The sequence below is a fragment of the Streptomyces jumonjinensis genome (assembly GCF_009600885.1).
Classification (GTDB): Bacteria; Actinomycetota; Actinomycetes; order Streptomycetales; family Streptomycetaceae; genus Streptomyces; species Streptomyces jumonjinensis.
In genome coordinates this window covers 20,062-40,405 of sequence record NZ_VCLA01000018.1, presented here as the reverse complement: position 1 = coordinate 40,405, position 20,344 = coordinate 20,062, and the positions used below count along the sequence as shown (strand labels likewise).

10 protein-coding genes are annotated in these 20,344 nt (G+C 73.0%); 8 read left to right on the top strand and 2 right to left on the bottom strand.

The features are described 5' to 3' along the window. The 6 genes from FF041_RS02305 to FF041_RS02280 all read left to right on the top strand — a co-directional run. Positions 1-8,231: non-ribosomal peptide synthetase (locus tag FF041_RS02305; protein WP_153520791.1), on the top strand; the 8,231-nt coding region annotated here is incomplete at its 5' end. 318 nt (positions 8,232-8,549) lie between these two features. Next, a complete protein-coding gene (locus tag FF041_RS02300; protein ID WP_153520796.1) occupies positions 8,550-9,476 on the top strand; it encodes an alpha/beta hydrolase in 927 nt (308 codons plus the stop codon). 192 nt (positions 9,477-9,668) lie between these two features. Next, a complete protein-coding gene (locus FF041_RS02295; protein WP_323391001.1) occupies positions 9,669-11,177 on the top strand; it encodes a peptidoglycan DD-metalloendopeptidase family protein in 1,509 nt (502 codons plus the stop codon). Positions 11,178-11,242: 65 nt separating this feature from the next. After that, the gene (locus tag FF041_RS02290) at positions 11,243-13,270 is read left to right on the top strand and encodes a family 43 glycosylhydrolase (RefSeq protein ID WP_153520789.1); all 2,028 of its coding nucleotides are present in this window, start codon (positions 11,243-11,245) and stop codon (positions 13,268-13,270) included. A 559-nt stretch (positions 13,271-13,829) separates the two neighbouring features. Then, entirely contained in the window at positions 13,830-14,618 is a 789-nt protein-coding gene (locus FF041_RS02285) for a serine/threonine protein kinase (RefSeq protein ID WP_323390997.1), read from the top strand. Between the two features lie 5 nt (positions 14,619-14,623). Further along, positions 14,624-16,132, top strand: a complete 1,509-nt coding sequence (locus tag FF041_RS02280; protein WP_323390995.1) for a serine/threonine-protein kinase — start codon at positions 14,624-14,626, stop codon at positions 16,130-16,132. A gap of 34 nt (positions 16,133-16,166) precedes the next feature. Here FF041_RS02280 and FF041_RS02275 read toward each other — a convergent pair whose 3' ends face one another. Next, a complete protein-coding gene (locus tag FF041_RS02275) occupies positions 16,167-17,291 on the bottom strand; it encodes a trypsin-like serine peptidase (RefSeq protein ID WP_153520787.1) in 1,125 nt (374 codons plus the stop codon). Between the two features lie 256 nt (positions 17,292-17,547). Between FF041_RS02275 and FF041_RS02270 the strand changes: the two genes are divergently transcribed. Both FF041_RS02270 and FF041_RS02265 read left to right on the top strand, forming a co-directional pair. Further along, a complete protein-coding gene (locus tag FF041_RS02270; protein WP_153520786.1) occupies positions 17,548-18,084 on the top strand; it encodes a DinB family protein in 537 nt (178 codons plus the stop codon). Positions 18,085-18,282: 198 nt separating this feature from the next. Then, positions 18,283-19,026, top strand: a complete 744-nt coding sequence (locus FF041_RS02265) for a dienelactone hydrolase family protein (protein ID WP_153520785.1) — start codon at positions 18,283-18,285, stop codon at positions 19,024-19,026. 86 nt (positions 19,027-19,112) lie between these two features. On the opposite strand, the gene FF041_RS02260 is transcribed toward FF041_RS02265, so the two are convergent. After that, positions 19,113-20,321, bottom strand: a complete 1,209-nt coding sequence (locus FF041_RS02260) for a cytochrome P450 family protein (protein WP_153520784.1) — start codon at positions 20,319-20,321, stop codon at positions 19,113-19,115. Between the last annotated feature and the right edge of the window lie 23 nt (positions 20,322-20,344).

Below are 20,344 nucleotides of genomic sequence, written 5' to 3'. Positions count from 1 at the left end.
CACCGGCCGGCGGATCCGGCGAATCCGATGGGTCCGATGGGTCCGATGGGTCCGATGCACCCGCCGGACCCCACGGCCGGGTGACGGCGATCCCCGCTCTGCCGGGCGGTTCCGACCTGCGCTCGGCTTCCGGGGCGCACCCCGGCGGCGGGGGCGGCGGACCCAGGGAACTCCTGGAGACCGTCGGCCGGCTGTGGTCGCTCGGCGTGCCGCTGGACCGTACGGCGCTGGACGCCGGTCACCGCCGTGTCCCGCTGCCGCCCTACCCCTTCCAGCGCGGCCGGCACTGGGCGGACCCGCCGATGAGCGCCCTGCTGCACCGGGTCGGGTGGGAGGAGACCGCCCTGCCCGACGGCCGCGCCGACGTACGCTCGGTGCTGCTGACCGGCCCTGACGCCGCGTCCGTGCGCGCGCTCGCCGAACAGCTCGCCGCCGAGGGCATCCGGACGCACGGGACGGGTGACGGTCCGCCGGACGCGGTCGTTCTGGTGGCCGGGGCGGCTCCCGACCTCACGGACCCCGGCGTGCTCGACCGGGCGCGGGACACCGCGCTGGCGGCCTTCCGCACGGCGGTCTCGCTGCTCGACGAGACAGGGGCGGGCCGGCTGCTGCTGCTCACCGAGGACGTTCACACCACAGGGACGGCGCCCGAACGGCCGCGCCCGGCCCACGCCCTCCTCACCGGACTCGCCCTGGCGCTCCCGCAGGAGACACCAGGACTGGCGGTCACCGGCGTCGACCTCTGCTCGCTCGACACCCCGTCGCAGCGGCTGGCGGCGGTACTGACCGAACTGCGGGCGGGCGGTACGACCGGTAGTACGGCGGGCAGTACGACCGGTAGTGCGGCGGGCAGTACGACGGCCGGCGCGGCGGGCCCGGCCGCCACGGTCGTCTGGCGGGCGGGACACCGGCTCACCCGTACCGTCGCACCGCTGACCGGTACGGCGCCGCCCCCGCCGCTGCCGCCGGACGGCGTCTTCCTCATCACCGGAGGCGGCGGCGGGATCGGCGCCGCGCTCGCCCGGGACCTCGCCGGACTCGGCCGCCCGACCCTCGTCCTCGCGGGCCGTTCCCCCCGTCCCCCGGCAGGGCTGATCGAGGAACTCGGCGCGCTCGGCGCCACCGTCCACTACCGGGTCGCCGATGTATCGGTGGAGCGGGACGTCGACGCCCTCCTCACCGATCTGCCCGGCCTGGACGCCGTCTTCCACGCCGCGGGCGTGGTGCGGCCGGGAACGCTGCGGAACAAGACGCCCGAGGAGATGGCCGGGGTCCTGGCCGCCAAGACACGCGGCAGCGTGCTGCTCTCCCGGGCCCTGCGGCGGCATCGCCTGAGCCCGGCGGTCTGTGTGGCGTTCTCCTCGGTCTCCTCCGTACTGCCCGGCCTGGCGGGCGCGCTGGGCGACTACGCCGCCGCCAACGCCTTCCTGGACGCGTTCGCCGCGTCGGAACGCCGGGCCGGCCGGCCGTGGCAGTCCGTGAGCCTCGCCGCGTTCGCCGAGACGGGACTGGCCGCCGCCCTGGGCACGGGACCGCGAATGGGCACGGGCACGGGCCCGGGAACGGCCGGAGCGCCGCGCGCCGGGGGCCGGCCTCTGGCCACCGCTCCCGCGCTGGCGGCGCTCCGGACCGCGTGCGCGGTCGATGCGGCGCACCTGCTGATCGCCGACCTGACACCGGCCTCCCCGCCGCACCCGTATCCGTATCCGTCGGCCCCGGCCGAAGCCGAGGCATCGCCCGCACCGGAGCCGGGAGCCGTACCGGAAGCGAGCCCGGGGCCCGTACCGGCGGTACCGGAGGCCGCGGAGCGGCTCCCCGTACACGACCACCGCACCCCGCCCGGCGACCGACCGGGCGTGGGCGCGGATATCGCCGCCTCGCTGCGCCGGCTGCTGGCCACGGCAGTGCGCCTGCCTCCCGCGGACATCTCCGACGACGAGCCGTTCTTCTCCCTCGGCCTCGACTCGCTCGCCGCCGTCGACCTCGTCAAGCAGCTCGAACGGGAGCTGGGCGTCCCTCTGCCCGCCACGCTCTTCTTCGAGTACCGGACCGTCCGCGAACTGGCCGCGCACCTCGGCACATCGCCCGACCTGCTGCCCGGCGCATCGCCCAGCGCGCCGCCCGTACCGGCATCGGCCGACGCGGCCGGGGAACGCGGCGTCCGGCCCCTTGCCGCCGCTCCCGTCCCGGACGGCACACCGTTCCCGCTCACCCCCGTACAGCTGGCCCTCCACACCGCCGACCGGCTTCACCCGGACATACCGGCCCACGGCTACGTCCGCCAGACCATCCGCGGCCCCCTGGACGCCGACCTGCTCGGCCGGGCGCTCGCCGCGCTCGCCGACCGGCACACCATGCTGCGGATCCGTATCGGGAACACCACGGGCGACGACGGCACAACGGAGCCGAGACAGTACGTCGCACCCCCCGCCGCCCTGTCCACCTGGTACGAGGTACGCGAGTGCCCCGGCGGCATCCGGGCCCTCGAAGCCGCCCTGTGCAACCGGCCCTTCGACCTCTCCGCCGAATCCCCCCTGCGCGCGGTGCTCGCCCGGGAGAGCACGGACCTGGCCCATCTGGTGCTGGTGATCCACCACGCGGCCGGCGACGGATACAGCCTCAACATCCTCGGCGAGGAACTCTGGTCGCTCTACACCGCGCTCTCCCTGGGCCGTGAGCCGTCGCTGCCGGCCCTGGACACGGACTTCGCGCGGTACGCCGCCGCTGTCGCCGATGAGCGCTCCTCGGCGGCCTTCGCCACCGATCAGCGCTACTGGTCGGGCCGGCTGGCCTCCCGGCGCGAGGTGCTGCGGCTGCCGTACGACGGAGATCCCACCGCTCCGCCCACGGCCCCCCTCGCCACCCACCAGAGCGCCCTCGACCCGGCGCTCACCGCCGCGCTGCGGGAGCGGGCCGCCGCACACGGCGTGACCCTGTTCCATCTGCTGCTCGCCGTCCATGTGCGCTGTCTGGCCCGGTGGAGCGGACAGCGCGAGATCGCGGTCAACGTCGCCCGCGCCCGGCGGGAGACGCGGCTCGCCGGTCTGGACCGGCTCGTCGGCCCGCTCGCCGACACCCTCCCTCTCCTGTGCGAGGCCGACCCGGACGAGCCGGTGCCCGCACTGGCCCAACGGCTGCGGGACAGCTGGCTGGAGAGCGAGGAGCACGCGATGCCCAGCGGCCTCGATCTGGCCCGGCTGCTGCCCGGCGACCGCCACGGGCCCCGGACGGTGAGCCCGGCCGGCTTCAGCTTCGCCCGCTTCCCGGCGACCCTGGACGGTCAGTGCCCGGTGGCGGTACGTCCGACCGCGGCCGGGACCGCCACCGCGGCGACCCGTCTGACGCTGCTGTGCTGGGAGGACGGAACGATCCTGCGCCTCTCGTGGAATTTCCCCGTCCGGCTCTTCGACCCGACGACGGTGGCCCGTCTGGCCCACGACTTCCAGGAGGAGCTGACCGCACTGGCCGGACCCCGGCCCACTGACCCGCCCCGGCCCGGTGCGCCCATGGACCCGCCCCGGCCCGGTGCGCCCATGGACCCGCCCCGGCCCGATGCGCCCACGCCGCCCACCGGCCCGGTCCGGACCGGGCCCAGCCCGGCACTCCCCCCGGCGGCCGTACCCCGGCAGGAGACCGGCTCCGCCACGATCGTCCGCCGGCTGCTCGCCCGGTTCCGGTCCACCCCGGACGCGGTCGCCGTCGACACCGGCACGGCCACCCTGACGTACGCGGAACTCGACCGGGCCTCCCGGTCCCTCGCGACCCGGCTGCTGGCGCACGGCGTCACACCCGGAAGCCTGGTCGCGCTCCTCACCGAGCCGGGCGCCGACACCGTCGTCTCGGTCGTCGCCGTGCTGCGGGCGGGCGCGGGCTGGGTACCGCTGGACGCCGGCCACCCGAGCGCGCGCCTCGCGGACCAGATCGCCCGGTCGGGCGCCCGTACGGTGGTCTGCCACGCCCCCACCCGTGCGGCGGGCGACGCGCTCGGCGCCGATGTCACCCTGGTGCCGGTCGACGGACCGTCCCCGGTGGACGTACTAGCGACTCCGGCGCCGGACGGTCCCGTCGACGCGGGCTCGATCGCCTACACCATCTTCACCTCCGGCTCCACCGGCCGCCCGAAGGCGGTGCCCATCACCCACCGGTCGATGGAGAACTATCTCGACTGGGCGATCGGCGCCTTCGGATACGACGAGCGGGACCGCCTCGCCCAGACCGCGTCGATCTGCTTCGACGCCTCGGTCCGCCAGCTGCTCGCCCCGCTGCTCGTCGGGGCCACGGTGGTGGCGGTCCCCTGGCGCCTCGTGCGCGACCCCGACCTCCTGCTGACACATGTCGAACGCACCCGGATCACCGTCTGGAGCTCCGTCCCGACGCTGTGGGCGCAGCTGCTGACCGCGGCCGAGGACCGGGTACGGCGCGGCGCCGGGCGGCCGGATCTGTCGGCGCTGCGGTGGATCCATGTCGGCGGCGAGGCGCTGTCGCCCGCTCATGTCCGCCGCTGGTTCGACCTCTTCGGGAGCGGCCAGCGCATCGCGAATCTGTACGGGCCGACCGAGGCGACCGTCAACACGACCTGCCATGTCATCGACGCCCGCCCCGACGACCAGGTGCGGCGGCTGCCGATCGGCCGCCCCGTGACGGGCACGGAAGTGGAGGTGGCCGGGCCCGACGGTGCGGCCCTGCCGCCCGGCGAAGCAGGTGAACTGCTCATCGCCGGGACCGGTCTGACCCCCGGCTATCTCGGCGAACCGGCGCTGACCGAGGCCGCGTTCACGGTACGCGGAGGGCGGCGCTGGTACCGCAGCGGCGACCGGGTCCGCCGCTCCCCGGACGGCACACTGGAGTTCCTCGGACGGCTGGACGACCAGGTGAAGATCCGCGGGCACCGGGTCGAACCGGGTGAGATCGAGGCCGTGCTCCAGACCCATCCGGATGTCGCGCACGCCGTCGTCCTCGTCCAGGACGGCCGCCTGATCGCCGCTGTCACCTCCAGGCCCGGGGCGCCCCGGCCGGACGCCGTCGCGCTCCGGCTCCATCTCGCGACGACGCTGCCGCCGTACATGCTTCCGGCCCGCATCACTCCCGTCGACGAACTGCCGCTCACGGGTACGGGCAAGGTCGACCGGCATCGGCTGCTCGCGCTCCGGCCGGCCGACGGGCCCGCCGGCGCGGACCCCCGTACCGGTACGGGGACCGATGAGCCGAACGGACCGGCGGAGGCCGTACGCCGTACGCCGCCGGTGACACCGACCGAAGTCCGGCTGGCCCGCATCTGGTCCGTGCTGCTCCAGACGGGCGAGGTCTGCCGCGAGGACGACTTCTTCGCGCTGGGCGGCGACTCGCTGCTCGTCCTGGAGGTCTTCGCCCGGCTGGAGAGAGAGGGCGGACCGCTGCCCCGGCCGACCGTCGTCTACCGGCACCGCACGCTCGCGGCTCTCGCCGCGGCCATCGACTCGGCGGCCGTCGACTCGGCGGCCGTCGACACGGCAGGGGTCGATCCCGGTGCGACAGCCGTGGACGCCGGGCACCGGACCACGGATCCGGCAGCCGCCGGCGGGGCGTCCCACCCGGCACCCGCTCCGTTCCCGCTCACGCCCGGCCAGCGGGGCTTCCTGCTGGCCGAGGCCATCGCGCCGGGCGCCGGATCGGCGTGGCTCACCCGGCTGCGCCTGCACGGCCCCCTGCACACCGAACGTTTCCAGACGGCGGTGGATCTGCTCGTCGCGCGCCATCCGATGCTGCGTACGGTCTTCCCCGCCGGGGCACGCCCGGCCGTCCAGCAGGAACTTCCCCCCTCGCTGCGGCTGCCGGTCGACTTCGAGACGCTCACCGGGCCGCACCAGCTGGACGAGCGGATCGCCGCCGAGCGAGCGCGCCGCTTCGAACCGTGGGCCTGGCCCCTGCTGCGCCTGCGGGTGCTCACGCTGGCGCCGGACGAACACGTCCTGGTGGTGCACGCCCACCACGTCATCGGCGACGGCTACAGCGCCGCGCTCCTGGTACGGGAGCTGATGGCCGGGTACGACGCGCTGACCCGCGGAGAACGGCCGGAGACTCCCGCGCCGCGCAGCACCTTCCGCGACTACACCGCCCATCTCGCCCGGCAGGCGCAAGCCACCGCCGGAGAACAGGCCCGCCCGGTCCCACAGCCCGGTGCCCCATCGACCGCAGACCACGGTGCCGCGGACCGGTGGGCGCGGCTGAGCGCCCCGTACCGGATGCCGGTCCTGCGGACGGATGACACCGGCGGACGGCGACCGGCGGGCCACCCCGGCGGAGAGGACGGGGGAGTCCGGTCCGCCGACCGCCCCGCCCGTGTCCCCTCCTTTCATTCCCGAGGGTTCGTGATCGAGGCGGGGCAGGTGGAAGAGCTGCGCGCACTCGCCTCCGGTACCGGCGCCACCCTCTACGCGCCCCTGCTCACCGCCTACTACCGGGCGCTGGCGGCGGCGACCGGCCGGGCGGACCTGGTGCTCGGCCTCGCAGTGTCCGGCAGGGACCACCCGCTGCCGGATGTGAACCGGGTCTTCGGCCCGTTCGCCACAGCTGTGCCGGTACGGCCGGCCGGTCCGGGCTCCGTACGGTCCGCCGATCCGGCCTTCGGCGACGATCTGCGGCGGGTCGTCGCCGAAGCCGTCGCGGCGCGGACCTACGAGGGCACGGTGCCCCTCCTGCCCAGCGGTCTGCCCATGACCGCGCAGTTCTTCTTCACGTTTCTGGACTTCTCCGCACTGGGGCCGGAGAGCGGCCGGACGCTGACGGTCACCTGGGACGACAGCGACAGCGAGTTCACACCGCCGCCGGTCGGCACGGATGTGTTCATGGCGGCACGCCTCGACGGGGGACGCCTCCGGGTCACCGTGCGTGCGTCCGGGGCGGCGTTCTCACCCGACGGGCTGGCCGCGCTCGCGGATTCGGTGCGGGCCGGGCTGACGCACGCGGTGGCCCGCCACGCTCCGGACCCATCGGCTCCGGACCCATCGGCCCCGGCCCGGACCGCTCCGGCCCGGAGCCCGCACAGCCAGGCGGCCGTGCCGGGGCCGGAGCAGCGGATGGACTCCGCGCTCGTCGGCTATCTGCCGTCCCCGGCCCATCTCGCCCGGCTGGCGTGCCTGCCGGAGGGGGCGCTGCCGCGCGAGGAGCTGCGGGCCCTGCTCTTCCCCGACGGCCGGCCGCGCCTTCTCGAAACCCTGGACACACCGCTCGGGCGGTCCGGGTTCGTGTGCGTCCCCGTCTTCGCGGATGAACTCGCCTCCGGGGAAGCCCTGCTCCGGCACACCGTCCGGGGGGTGGAGCTCGCCTCGTCCCTCGGCGCACGGTCCGTCTCCCTCGCCGGCATGATCCCCTCGTTGACCGGCTACGGATTCGACGTCCTCCGCGCCACCGGCGCCGGGGGCGCGACCGCCGCCGTCACCACCGGCCACGCGGCGACCGTGGTGTCCGTCGTCAAGACGGTGCACGCCGCACTCGACGCCACCCGGCAGGAGCTGGGCGGCCTCACCGTCGCGTTCGTGGGGCTCGGCTCGATCGGCGCCTCGTCCCTGGAACTGCTGCTGACCCGGGCCCAGGCCGGGTCCCGGACCCGGCGCCCGCCCGCCCGGCTGCTGCTGTGCGATGTGCCGGGCAGCGGGCCGCGGCTGAGGGAGCTGGCGTCGGGCCTGCGCGCACGGGGACTGGCCGATGCCGTGGAGGTCCTGGAGTCCGATGCCGGGCTTCCCGAAGCGGTGTACGAGGCCGGTCTGATCGTCACCGCGGTCAGCGGCGGCGGCGCGCTGCTCGACATCGACCGGCTGCTGCCCGGCACGACGGTCGTCGACGACTCCTTCCCGCACTGTTTCGACACGGGCCGCGCGCTCGCCAGGATGCGGGAGCGGGGGGACGTACTGGTCGTCGGCGGCGGGCTGCTGGCGGTCGGCGAGGCCGAACGGCAGACAGCCGACGGGCTGCCGGCCGTGGCGGCGTCCGGCTATCTCGCCCAGCCGTGGCTCCCCGGCACCGTCGCCTCCTGCCGGCTGGAGTCCCTGCTGCACGCCTCCGGCGCGGACGTTCCCCTGGTGCGCGGTCTGGTCGACGGGCCGACCGGCCTGGCCTACTGGGCGGCGGCCGAGGCGGCTGGGACAGGCGCCGCACCGCTGCACCTGCTCGGCCACGCCGTCGACACCGGCAGCCTCACGGGATTCCGGCGGGAGGTCATGCCCGGGCGCGGGACGAGCGGGTCTCCGTCCTGAGCCCGGCGAGCCGGTCGTGTCCGGTCGGGACATACCGGCCACCGCGATATCCCACCCCCTATCGGAGGCGACCGCGCTTGTCAGTCCGTAAGGTTCCGGGTTCTCCGGCCGTGGCCCCGTCGATACGGTCCAATCCGCCAGTCGGACGGCTCCGTCGCGTCACGGACCCGGACCAGTGCCGCACGTCCCCCGCGGACGGGCACGGCCCGCGACGCGAGACCGTTCCTTCGTCACGCTCTCGACCAGGAGGTCGCGTTGACCGCGCACCACCCCACCCGCAGAAGCATCCTCAAGTCCGCAGGCGGGCTCTCGGCCGCGATGGCCCTGGGCGCCGGAGGCGTCATGGCGGCGGCGCCGTCGGCCGCGGCGGCCGGTGACGGATTCGGCCTGCGCATCGTGGACCGCAACGAGAACGACCACCGCATGTGGTACTACCGGTTCGCGACCGCCGAGATCGGCTGGAACCCCGGTCCCGCGGTGAACGTCCTGCTCCCCGACGACTACCACACCAGCGGACGCACCTACCCCGTCCTCTACCTCCTCCACGGCGGTATGGAGGATTTCATCAGCTTCGACCACAAGGACATCCGCGCCCTGACGGCCGGAAAGCGGCTCATCGTGGTCATGCCCGACGGTGGACGCACGGGCTGGTACTCCAACCCGGTCCACACCAACGTCGGCCCGCGGAACTGGGAAACGTTCCATATGCACCAGCTGCTCCCGTGGATCGAGGCGAACTTCCGGACATATGCCGAGTACGACGGCCGCGCCGTCTCCGGGTTCTCGATGGGCGGCTTCGGCGCGCTGAAGTACACGGCCAAGTACTGGGGCCACTTCGCCTCGGTGAGCTCCCACTCCGGCCCGGCCAGCCTGCGCCGCGACGGCGGCGCGGTCGTCCACTGGGCCAACCTGACCTCCGCGGGGGTGGACCTGGGCGGCGGCTCGATCTACGGCATGCCGCAGTGGGACGAGCGCAGGGTCACCGACGACAACCCGATGCAGCGCATCGAGAGCTACCGGAACAAGCGGATCTTCCTGGTCGCCGGGACCAGTCCCGACCCGATCGACTGGTTCCAGACGTTCAACGAGACCCAGGTGCTCGCCGGACAGCGGGAGTTCCGGGCCACGCTCGACTCCGTCGGCATCCCCCATGAGTCGCACGAGGTGCCCGGCGGGCACTTCGTACGCCGCTGGGCGCTCGAACGCGACATCGACGGCGTCATCGCGCGGCTCCGCAAGGCATAAGGCATGACGGGCGGAGCGCGTCCCTGAAGGCTCTCCCATGAGCTCGGGGGACGCTCTCGTCGGCGCCCCGGCGCGGCGTTCCGGGCGCCCGCGTCGGGGCGCCCGTGACTCCCGTCGGGACCGACGGTTCGCGCCAGCCGCACTCACATCCCACATATGTTCGAGACGACTACCAAGAGGGAGGAGGGTCACGTGCTTCCGGGTCTCTCCCGACGCGCGCTGCGCCTCGTTCTCGCGGCGACGACCGCTCTACTGCCGGCTCTGGTGACGACGGCGCCGGCCGCCGCCGCTCAATCCGCCGGCTTCGCCGGCTCGTGCCCGGCCTCCGGGTTCGTGTCCCAGTACTACAGCGATTCCCACAACGGCATCGACATCGCCAACGACTACGGCACCCCGATCCATGCCGTAGGCGACGGCGAGGTGATCGACTCGGGCCCCATCTCCGGCTACGGCCAGTGGATCCGCATCCTGCATCCCGATGGGACGGTGACCGAGTACGGGCATATGTATCAGCGGTACGTCGCCGTCGGCGAGCATGTCGTGGCCGGTCAGCGCATCGCGCTGATGGGCTCCGAGGGCCAGTCCAGTGGTCCCCACCTCCATCTGCGCGTGTGGGGCGACAGAACCACCAACCACCGGACCAACCCCGTCCCCTACCTCGAAGCCCGCGGTGTGGAGCTGCCCTGCACACCTGGCAGCGGCCCCCGACCGGTGCCGTTGGTGTATCCGGTGGAGTCGGGGCGGGTGGTGTCGGCGCGTTCGGCGGATGGGCGGTTGGAGGTGTTCGCGGCTGGTGCTGATGGGGTTCATCATGCGTGGCAGTTGGCGGCGAACGGGGGTTGGTCCGCGTGGGAGTCGTTGGGCGGGCCGGGTGGTGCGGAGTTGGCGATCGCGCCGAATGCGGATGGTCGTCTTGAGGTGTTCGCGATCAATGGGGATGTTCTTCAGCATCGGTGGCAGGTGTCGCCTTCGGGTGGTTGGTCGGGCTGGGAGTCGTTCGGTACGGGTGGGCGTGATGTCGCGGTGGGGGCGAATGGGGATGGGCGGTTGGAGGTGTTCGCCTCTGGTTCGGTGGGGGTGTTTCACCGGTATCAGACCGCGGGTGGTTGGTCGGGTTGGGAGGGTACGGGCGGTGGTCCGGCGGGCGGCCGTTTGGAGATGGAGAAGTCGGCGGATGGCCGTCTTGAGGTGTTCGCGTTGAACGGTGAGGTGTTCGAGCATCAGTATCAGACGGCGGTGAACGGCGGTTGGTCGTCGTGGGAGTCGTTCGGTACGGGTGGGCGTGATCTGACGGTGGATCACAATGCGGATGGGCGGTTGGAGGTGTTCGCGTCGGGTCCGGTGGGTGTGTTCCACCGGTATCAGACGGGGGCGTCGAGTTGGTCGGGTTGGGAGGCGGCGGGTGGTCCGGCGGATTCTCAGCTGACCAGTGAGCGGACTCCGGACGGGCGGGTGGAGGTGTTCGCGATCAATGGGAGTGTCGCGATGCATACCTGGCAGACCGGGGTGAACGCGCCTTACGGCGATTGGGTGGGCTTCGGCGAGGGCGGGACCGAGATCACTGCCACGACGAACGCCGACGGTCGTATCGAAGTGTTCGGGACCAGCCGTGCGGGTGTGTATCACAAGTGGCAGACCGGCTTCACGACCTGGTCCGACTGGGTCTGGCTCAACAACACCTCCGGCCCCGCCGTCGACTGATCCCGCCCCCGCGGCCGGCCGAGTCGGCCCGACCCGGCCGGCCGCGGGTTCCTCTGGAGAAGCTCATGTATCCCATCAGCAGACGGCGCCTTCTGCGGGGCTCCGCAGGGGGCGGCGCGCTCACGCTCCTGGGCGCCGGCCGATCGACGGCCGCGACCGCCACGGCTGTCCCGCCGCACCGGTGGATCGGCGCGGGACCCTTCACACACGTCTACGATCCGTCCACCCCCGGACGGCGGCGCTATCTCAACGACCACGCACTGATCAAGGCGAACGGCCGGTGGCACCTGTTCAGCATCGTCGGCGACAGCGCACCGCCGGGCGAATCCCCGGACAGCGCGGCCGAGGTCGCCTTCGCCCATGCCTCCGCGCCGGATCCACACGGCCCGTGGACCGCACACGCCGACGCGCTGACCGTCGCCCCCACCTACTTCGGCGAGAAACACCTGTGGGCGCCGCATGTCGTCGAGGCGGGCGGCACCTTCTGGATGTTCTACGCCGCCGGCGGTCAGGGCGGCGTCGCGATCAACCTCGCCACGTCGACCGACCTGTTCACCTGGACCCGCATACCGTCCGGCCCGCTGTTCCGGGGACTCGCGGCGCGCGACCCGATGGTGCTGCGGATCGGCGGCGAATGGGTGATGTACTACACCGAACTGTCCGGCGCCGGCGGCCGGCATATCGTGTCCTTCCGCCGGTCCGATGATCTGGTGCACTGGAGCGAGCCGGGCACCGCGTTCACCGACGAGACCACCGACGCCACGGTATCGGTCACCGAGTCGCCGTACGTGGTCGAACGGGACGGCTGGTACTACCTGTTCATCGGCCCCCGCAATGGCTATGACGGTACGGACGTGTTCGCGTCCCGGGACCCGTTCCGCTTCACCCTCGACGACTACGCGGGTCATGTGCCCGGTCATGCCGTAGAGGTGGTGACCGACGGGCAGGAGTGGTACGCGAGCGCCGCGGGGTGGTTCCACCAGGGCCTGTACCTGGCGCCCTTGCACTGGCGGGACACACCACCCCCGTGGCAGAGCATGGACAACCCGGTCGCCGCCCTGGACGTCGACGGCCGGCTGACCGTGCTCGCGCTCGACGCCGGTGACCGTTCGATGCTGCGGCGCGTCCAGATCGACCCGGAGTCCGACACCTGGTCGGCGTGGGAGCGTTTCGGCGGCCCGGCCGGCGCGCTTCCCACCCTCGGCCGTAACACCAACGGCAGGCTTGAGGTGTTCTCCCTCGCCCCGGGCGGCGTCGACCTGCACCACCGGGTGCAGCGGCCGGACGGCCGCTGGTACGACTGGGAGGAGTTCGGCGGCCCGGCCGGTTCCGCTCCCGCTGTCGGCCGCGACGCCGACGGCAGGCTGGAGGTCTTCGCGCTGAGCCCTGGCGGCGGCGGCATCGCGCGGCGGCGGCAGTGGTCGCCCGGATCGCTGACATGGGACGCGTGGGACGCCGGATTCGGCGGGCCGGCGGGCACGCCGCCGGTCGTCGCGGCCAACGCCGACGGCAGGCTTGAGGTGTTCGCCCTCGCCCCCGGTGGCTCCGGGATCAATCACCGGTGGCAGGAGTCGCCCGGTGGCCGCTGGGCTGGGTGGCAACGCTTCGGTACCGCGGCCGGCGCCGCGCCGCGCGTGACCCGCGACGGCAGCGGAAGGCTCACCGTCGTCGCGATCGCCCCGTCCGGCCTGGCGGCCTTCTACCGGCGACAGGCAGTGCCGAGCGGCGGGTGGGACGGCTGGAAACCGCTGTTCGGCTGGACGGCCGGGGCCCCGATGCTCGCCCCCGGCGCCGACGGCAGACTTGAGGCATTCGCGCTGTCCCCCGGCGGTGAGCGACTCGGCCACCGCTGGCACATCACGCCCGGCGGCAGCTGGGATCCCGGTGACGACTTCGGTGAGCCCGGTGTCCTCCTCGCCGCCACACCGACGGCCGCGGCCGACGCCACCGGACGGATTCATGTCTTCGCCGTCACCGCCGAGGGCGGGATACGCACCCGTGTGCAGGCCCGGCCCAGTGGTGGCTGGCGCCCGTGGACCGCGTTCGGCGATCGCGCGGTCGCCCCCGTCCGTTCGGGCGCTCCCGCCTACTGAGGGCCGGTGGGCGACGCCGCACGCGTCGCCGCGTGGTACGAGGGCGCTTCTGCCCGGGGCCCGGGGCCCGGGGCCCGGCCCGGCTCGGCCTGTCCGGTCACGTCGCCTCCCTGAACCAGCCGGGGATCCCGAGCCGATGCGTCAACCACGGCGACGCCGCTTCACCCTCATCGGGGGGTAAAGGCGACCACGATGACGGCTGCCGGGGCCCAGGCCCTCGCCGACCGCGTCCCCCGCCTCGCCGACACGTTCACACACGCGGGCCGAGCCACACGCCAAAGGCCCAGGCCGGCCCGTGGAACGTGATCGTCGGGTTCGCCGCACCACACGGGTGGGCACTCGTCGTCGCGCACGGTGCCATGACCGCCCCTGACGGAGTCGGTCGCCTCCCCCGCGCGCCTCCCTCCCGCGTACCGAACGGGTCTTTCACCCGGATTCGGGGCGTTGCCCGCGTCTCCGCAGGCCCGGAAGTGGCCGATGCGGCGCGGTTGACTCCCCTGTGCAGCCGGTAGCGTTCGGCGTGTTATGACAACTGTCGACACGCGGGACAGGGGGAGCGGTGAGCGGCGTAGTCGTCCATCTACCGCAAGGGAGCGGTGGCGGCGTCGGCAGGGAGCCGTACGGCGACGCGGTGACCCTCAGACTCGGCCCGGGGGAGAGCGCGCGCTTCGGGCGCGGCTCGTCGACCACGCCGGTCGAGCTCCGGCTCGCCGATGCCGCCATCTCACGGCTGGCCGGTGAGATCCGGGCGACCGACGACCACTGGCAGCTGAGCAACCACAGCACCACCCACAGCTATCTGGTGGAGAACCCGGAAGGGGCGGGGGAGTACCTGCGGGTGCCGCCGCGGCGTGCCGGAGCGCCCATCCCGTTCGAGTTCTCCCGGGTGGTTCTGCCCACCCGCCGCGACACCACGGTCTCCTTCCAGGTGTTCGCGCCCGACCACCTCTACCTGGATCCGCAGGGCATGGGCGGGCCGGGAGAGAGCCGCACCGTCACGGCGTACTCCCTGGACGAGACGGCCACGTACTTCCTGGTGCTCGTCGTGCTCTGCGAACCCTGGCTGCGCGACGAGTCACCGGTCGCCGTGCCGACCACCCCCCAGGTCGTGGAGCGGCTCAGGGGTCACGCCGCCTGCGCCAGGCTGACGCCGCGAGCGGTCAGTTCGCACATCGACTACCTCGCCGAGGAGAAGCTGAGGATCGACGTTCCCCAGACGGCCGAGACCGGCAGGGGGGACCGCCGGAACGGGAAGCGTGAGGCCGTGGTCGCGCTCGCGCTGAGGTTCGGCATCGTTCAGGAGGAGCATCTCGCGCTGTTGCCGCCCCGGGCCGCGCGGGGGTGGTAGAGGACGTGGCACCGGTACAGGGTCGGGGTGCCTCATGGGGAAGCGACCGGACGGAGCTGCTGCCCCGGGGCTACCGGGTGGGGGACTGGGAGGTCGCCGAGCCGATCGGGGCCGGCGGCTGGGCCACCGTCTACGCCGGGCGATCGGCCCACGACCGGACGGACGACACGGATCGGACGGACAGCACGGATCGGACGGACGACACGGATCCGACGCCCCGGCCGCATGATCAGGACGGCGACCGGGCGCCGGTACGCGGCGAGGTCGCGCTCAAGGTCATGCCGACCGCCGGACTCGCGCCCCGCCAGGCCCGCGGCGTGGCCGAGGCCGCCCGGCGCGAGGTCGAACTCGCCCGCCGGACGGGGCATCCGAGGCTCGTCCGGCTGCTGGACTCCCTCGTCCTCAGCGCGCCCGAGCGCCCGTCCCTGGACGGCGCGATCGTGCTCGTCATGGAGCGGGCCAGATGCAGTCTGCGGGACCTGCTCGACGGCGGGGTGACCGAGGCCGAGGGCGGCCGGCTGATCGGCGGCATCTGCGAGGGACTGGCGCATCTGCACCGTACCGGCTGGGTGCACACCGATCTCAAGCCCGAGAACGTCCTCATCGGCGCCGACGGTTCGGTGAAGCTCTCGGACTTCGGGCTCGCCACCGAACTCACCGGTACGCACGGCCATGCGCCCCCGATGGGCACCCTGGACTACCTCCCGCCCGAGCGGTGGCGTGCCCCGCTCGGCGACCTGGGCATGCAGGTCCGGCCGACCGCCGACATCTGGGCCCTGGGCATCGTGATCCACGAGGTGTTCGCGTCCGGCGCCTCGCCGTTCCCCGGCGCCACACCGGCTGCGCGTGGTGCCGCGGTGCAGGAGTACGCCGCGGGGCGTGCTCCGTTACGGATGGACACCGCGGTGCCGGAGTTCTGGCGCGTGCTGGCCGCCGACTGCCTGGCCCCCACCCACACGGCGCGCGCAGCCCATACGGCAGAGAGCCTGTTCGAGAGAATCGCGGCTCAGGAGGGCGGGAGGGAGGAACCCACCCCCAGGAGCCGTGCGATACGCGTGTGGCGCCGGACCCGTGTCGCCTTCCTCGCCGTCACGGTGTGCGGCGCGGCGGGCGCGGCGATCTGGTCGTACGCCGGAGAGGAAGGGCCGTCCGCACCGTCGGACGCGTCCGATGAACTCCCGGCACAGATCCGGGTGTTCAATGCCGAGCGGGGCTGCCAGGACCGCGCGGACCGGGACCCGCAGTGCAGTCTCGGCCTGGCGATCGACCCCATGCGGCCCTACACCGCCGAGAACGTCGTGCCGACACGGGTATGGCACGGTGACGTTCTCGACATCGACTGCCAGATCCCGCGGGGCCAGTCCATCATCGACGAGGAGGACCTGGAGTCCACCCGCTGGTTCCGTGTTCGCGTTCCGCACGCCGACGCGCAGGCCAGGGCGTGGTTGCCCGCCGTCCGGACGAAGGACCGTCCGGCACTTCCGAGGTGTCCGCTCCCCACGCCGACCCGATGACCGGCGGGCGTGCGGACCCTCGCGGAGGGGTGGGTCAGGAGTTCTGGACCGCCGTGAACAGGGGGTGGGTGATCCGGGCGGTGAACTGCGGCCCGACCAGGTATCGGTGGCAGTCCGCTGCCGGCGACTCGCAGAGCAGGCCGTCCGCGGTCATGCGCGCTCCCATGCTGTTGACGCCGACGATGGCGCCCTTCCCCGTGGAGGCGTCGAATCCGGCCATCCGGGGTCCGCCGCTGGAGCCGCCGCCCATATCGCACCGGACACCCCACTGGCCCTCGACCTGCGGCGCTTCGCCCACTCCGAAGAACTCCCGGGGCGTGCCCCAGCAGTGGGCGAGCCGCTTCCCCGTGAACTCCGGCCGGCCCTTGTGCTCCTCCTTGTAGGCGGAGGCGCGGGGGTAGCCGAACTGCTGGACCGGCCGGTCCGCGGGCCGGTCGTATCCGAGGCGCTGGGTGGATCCGGCGGCGTCGGCGGCGCGCTGGCCGGCGGCGTTGCGGCCGAGCGCCAGGAACGCCTGGTCGTAGGGGGAGTTCTCGCCGCTCTTGACCCATTCGGGGTGTACGGCGGCGAGCCGGACCGCGAAGGCGCCGTAGGGGGCGGTGGCGTCGCGGTAGCCGGGGACGAAGAGCTGGTTGGTGTTCCAGCGGTGGTTGTCGCCGAGGAGATCGTGTCCGAGGGTGCAGTGCGCGGCGGTCACGACGGTGCTGCGGTTGGCGGCGGCGACCAGGGTGGCCGTACAGCTGGAGTCCTCGCCGTCGCGGTCGGTGTAGAAGAGGCGGCCGACGGAGGCGGAGAGGGCGGCGGAGCCCCGCCAGGCGGCTCCGTCGGGGCCGTCGGCGGGGGGCCGGTCCGACGAAGGCTCGGAGGGGACGGCCGCCATCCGCGCCGGCGTCCAGTAGTCCCGTACCGCCTTCTCGTCGGCGGCTGTCGGGGCGAGGGGATGCACCACGGTGGAGGCGGCCGTGCCCGGTGCGGTGGCGGTCCCGCCGCTCGTGGCAGTCGGGGCCGCGACGGCGGCGGGCAGGGAGAGCAGGGCCGCGGCGGTCACGGCGGCGAGGGCGCCGCCGAGGCGGAGGGCGCTGCTCTTCAGGCCGGTTGACAGGGTGGGCGCACCGCCGCGTCCGGCGGGGAAGGAGCGGCGGTCGGGCTGGTGGGGCATGGGACCTCTCTCTGACGTTTCTGACGCTTCTGACGTCTCCCGCTCATGCGACCGGACGGCGCCGAAAGAAACCGGCCGGAGCGAGCGGAGCACCGTGCGGGGAATCCTGGCGCGGCGATGTGAGGATCCGGTCAGGGAGATCTTTCCGTCCTGTTGTCCCGGCCGTCCGGTGCCGCGTGGGCAGCCGTGGAGAGGACGAGCGCCCGGCCAGGCATTGAGGACATGGGCCGGCCTATATGCCTTCTACGGTCAGTCCATGACGACTTCCTCGGATTCTTCGGAAACCTCAGCCTCATTTCTTCCCGGCGAGCGCGGTGAGCTGCTGCGTGCACTCGCCGAGCAGCGGGAGCTGCTGCTCCTCACGGTCCGCGGCATCACCGACGTACAGGCTGTGCAGCGCACGACCGTGAGCGAGCTCACGCTGGGCGGGATCGTCAAACACATGGCCCGCGGCGGGCTGGTGTGGACGCAGATCCTGGTCAAGGCGGATGGAGAGCTGCCGGACGGCATGCTGGACACAGGGCAGTACCGCATGACCGAGGAGGAGACGCTCCAGGGGTTGCTGGAGCTCTACGCGACTGCGGCGCGGGCGGTCGAAGACGCCGTGAGCGCACTGCCGGACTTGGACAGGAGCGTGCCCCTTCCCAGGACTCCCTGGTCCCCGCCGGAGACGGTCCACTGGCCGGTGCGCCGGATCCTGCTGCACCTGATCAGGGAGACGGCCCAGCACGCCGGGCACGCGGACATCATCCGGGAGGCACTGGACGGGGCCGGCACCACCGCTCAACGGTGATCGCACTCTGCCGCTTCCGCGGACTCCTCGGCGAAATGTTCGCCCCGGCGAGAAGTGGTTGTGGTACGTTCTGCGTCGCCAAGTGCCGCTGAGAGCTGAGGAGGTGGGACCGATCAACGCTGTAACAGGTCGGGGCTCCCTCGCTTACACGGGTTGGGGAGTGCCCGCGTAAGGCATTCCGAAAGGCTTGACACGCGCATGCGCTTCACTTCCCAGACGTCGTCCGACGGTGTCACCGAACAGCTCTTCACCTCCTCCTTCACCTTTGGTGAGATCCCCGGCGTGCTGTGGACGCCGGACGGCACCGCCGGTACCCGCCCTCTGATCCTGATGGGACACGGCGGCGGCCAGCACAAGAAGGCCCCCGGCATCGTGGCACGTGCCCGCCGTTCCGTGGTCGAGTGCGGCTTCGCGGTGGCGGCCGTCGATGCGCCCGCCCATGGCGACCGGCCACGAACCGAGGAACACGACCGGCTCATCGGCGAGATGCGGAACCGTATGCGGACCGGCGGGGACGCGGCTCCGGTGCTCGCCGAATTCCACACACTCCTCGCCGGCCAGAGCGTCCCGGAATGGCAGGCGGTCGTGGACGCGGTCCAGAAGCTCGACCACGTCGGCGCCGGCCCGGTGGGCTACTGGGGGATGTCGCTGGGCTGCGAGCTCGGCGTTCCGTTCATCGCCGCCGAGCCCCGCGTCCACGCGGCGGTGCTGGGTCTGAACGGGGCGGAGACCTCGCCCGAGGCCGCCGCACAGATCACCGTCCCGCTGGAGTTCCTGGTGCAGTGGGACGACGAGCGGGTGCCGCGGGCGGCGAGCCTGGCGCTGTTCGACACCTTCGCCTCAGCTGAGAAGACGCTGCACGCCAACCCCGGCGGACACGCGGAGGTCCCGATGTTCGAACTGGACAGCTCGCTGCGGTTCTTCACCCGCCACCTGAGCTGATACCCCTGCCGTCCGCGACGCGCTGATCGGGTTCCACGCCCGATCAGCGCGTTCAGCGGGGGCATCGGCAGGCCGTGGGCCGCCGGTCAGGCTCCGGGAAGCCAGCGGACGGGGAGCCGCCGAGGGCCTCGGATGAGGAGGCCCGCGCGCCAGGCGAGGGCTGCGGGGTGGGCGTCCAGGGAGAGGATGGGACAGCGCTCCAGAAGCGCGGTGATGGCCGTACGGGCCTGAAGCCGGGCCAGCGAGGCTCCCAGGCAGTAGTGAATGCCGTGGCCGAAGGCGAGATGGCCGCCCGCCGCGCGACGGATGTCGAAGCGGTCCGGATCGGGGAAGCGCGCGGGATCCCGGTCGGCGTCGGCGAGCGCGATCAGCACCAGCTCGCCGCCACCGGGTATCGGAGTGCCGGCGATGTCGAGGGGCTCGGTGGTGAAGCGGTAGGTGGTGGTCTCGACCGGTCCCTCATAGCGCAGCATCTCCTCCAGGGCGTTGTCGATGAGCGAGGGGTCCGCGCGGAGCGCGGAGAGCTGGCCGGGGTGTTGGAGCAGCGCGAGGACGCCCATGGAGATGAGATGGACGGTGGTCTCGAAGCCGGTGACGAGCAGCAGCCAGGCCATGCCGATGAGTTCGCCGGGGGAGAGCCGGCCGCCGTCCTCGTCGGTGGTTCGGATGAGGGCGCTCATCAGATCGTCGCGGGGCCGGTTCCGCATGTCGTCCACCATGCCGGTGAGGTAGTGCGTCATCGCCGCCGTGGCGGCCGTCCTGGTGTCCCGGTCCGAGCTGCTCAGCGCCTGTTCGGCCCAGTCGCGGAAGGCCGTGCGGTCGAGGGAGGGCACACCGAGGAGTTCGCAGACGATGCCCATGGACAGGGGGAGGGAGAGGGCCTCGACGAGGTCGGCCCGTCCGGCGGGCCGGGCGAGCATGGCGTCGAGGAGTTCGCCGGTCAGGGCCTGTACTCGCGGGGTGAGCGCCTCGACGCGGCGGGGCGTGAACTCCTTCGCCACGAGCTTGCGCAGCCGGGTGTGGTCCGGCGGGTTCGAGCTCAGCAGATTCTCGCCCGCGGAGAGCCTGGCCAGCGGCAGCGCGGGCGAGGCGTCCTGCCAGGACTTGGACAGGGTGGGGTCGGCGAGTGCGGACCGGCATGCCTCGTAGCCGACCACGAGCCAGGCGTCCGCGCCCTCGGGCACGCGGACGCGGTGCACCGGGCCCTGGGCGCGGAGCCCGGCGTACACCGGATGAGGATTCCTGCTGAATTCCTCGCCGAGCGCCCCGAAGTCTGTCGTGATCTCCGTTCCCATGGTGACTGGATTCCCTTCACGGA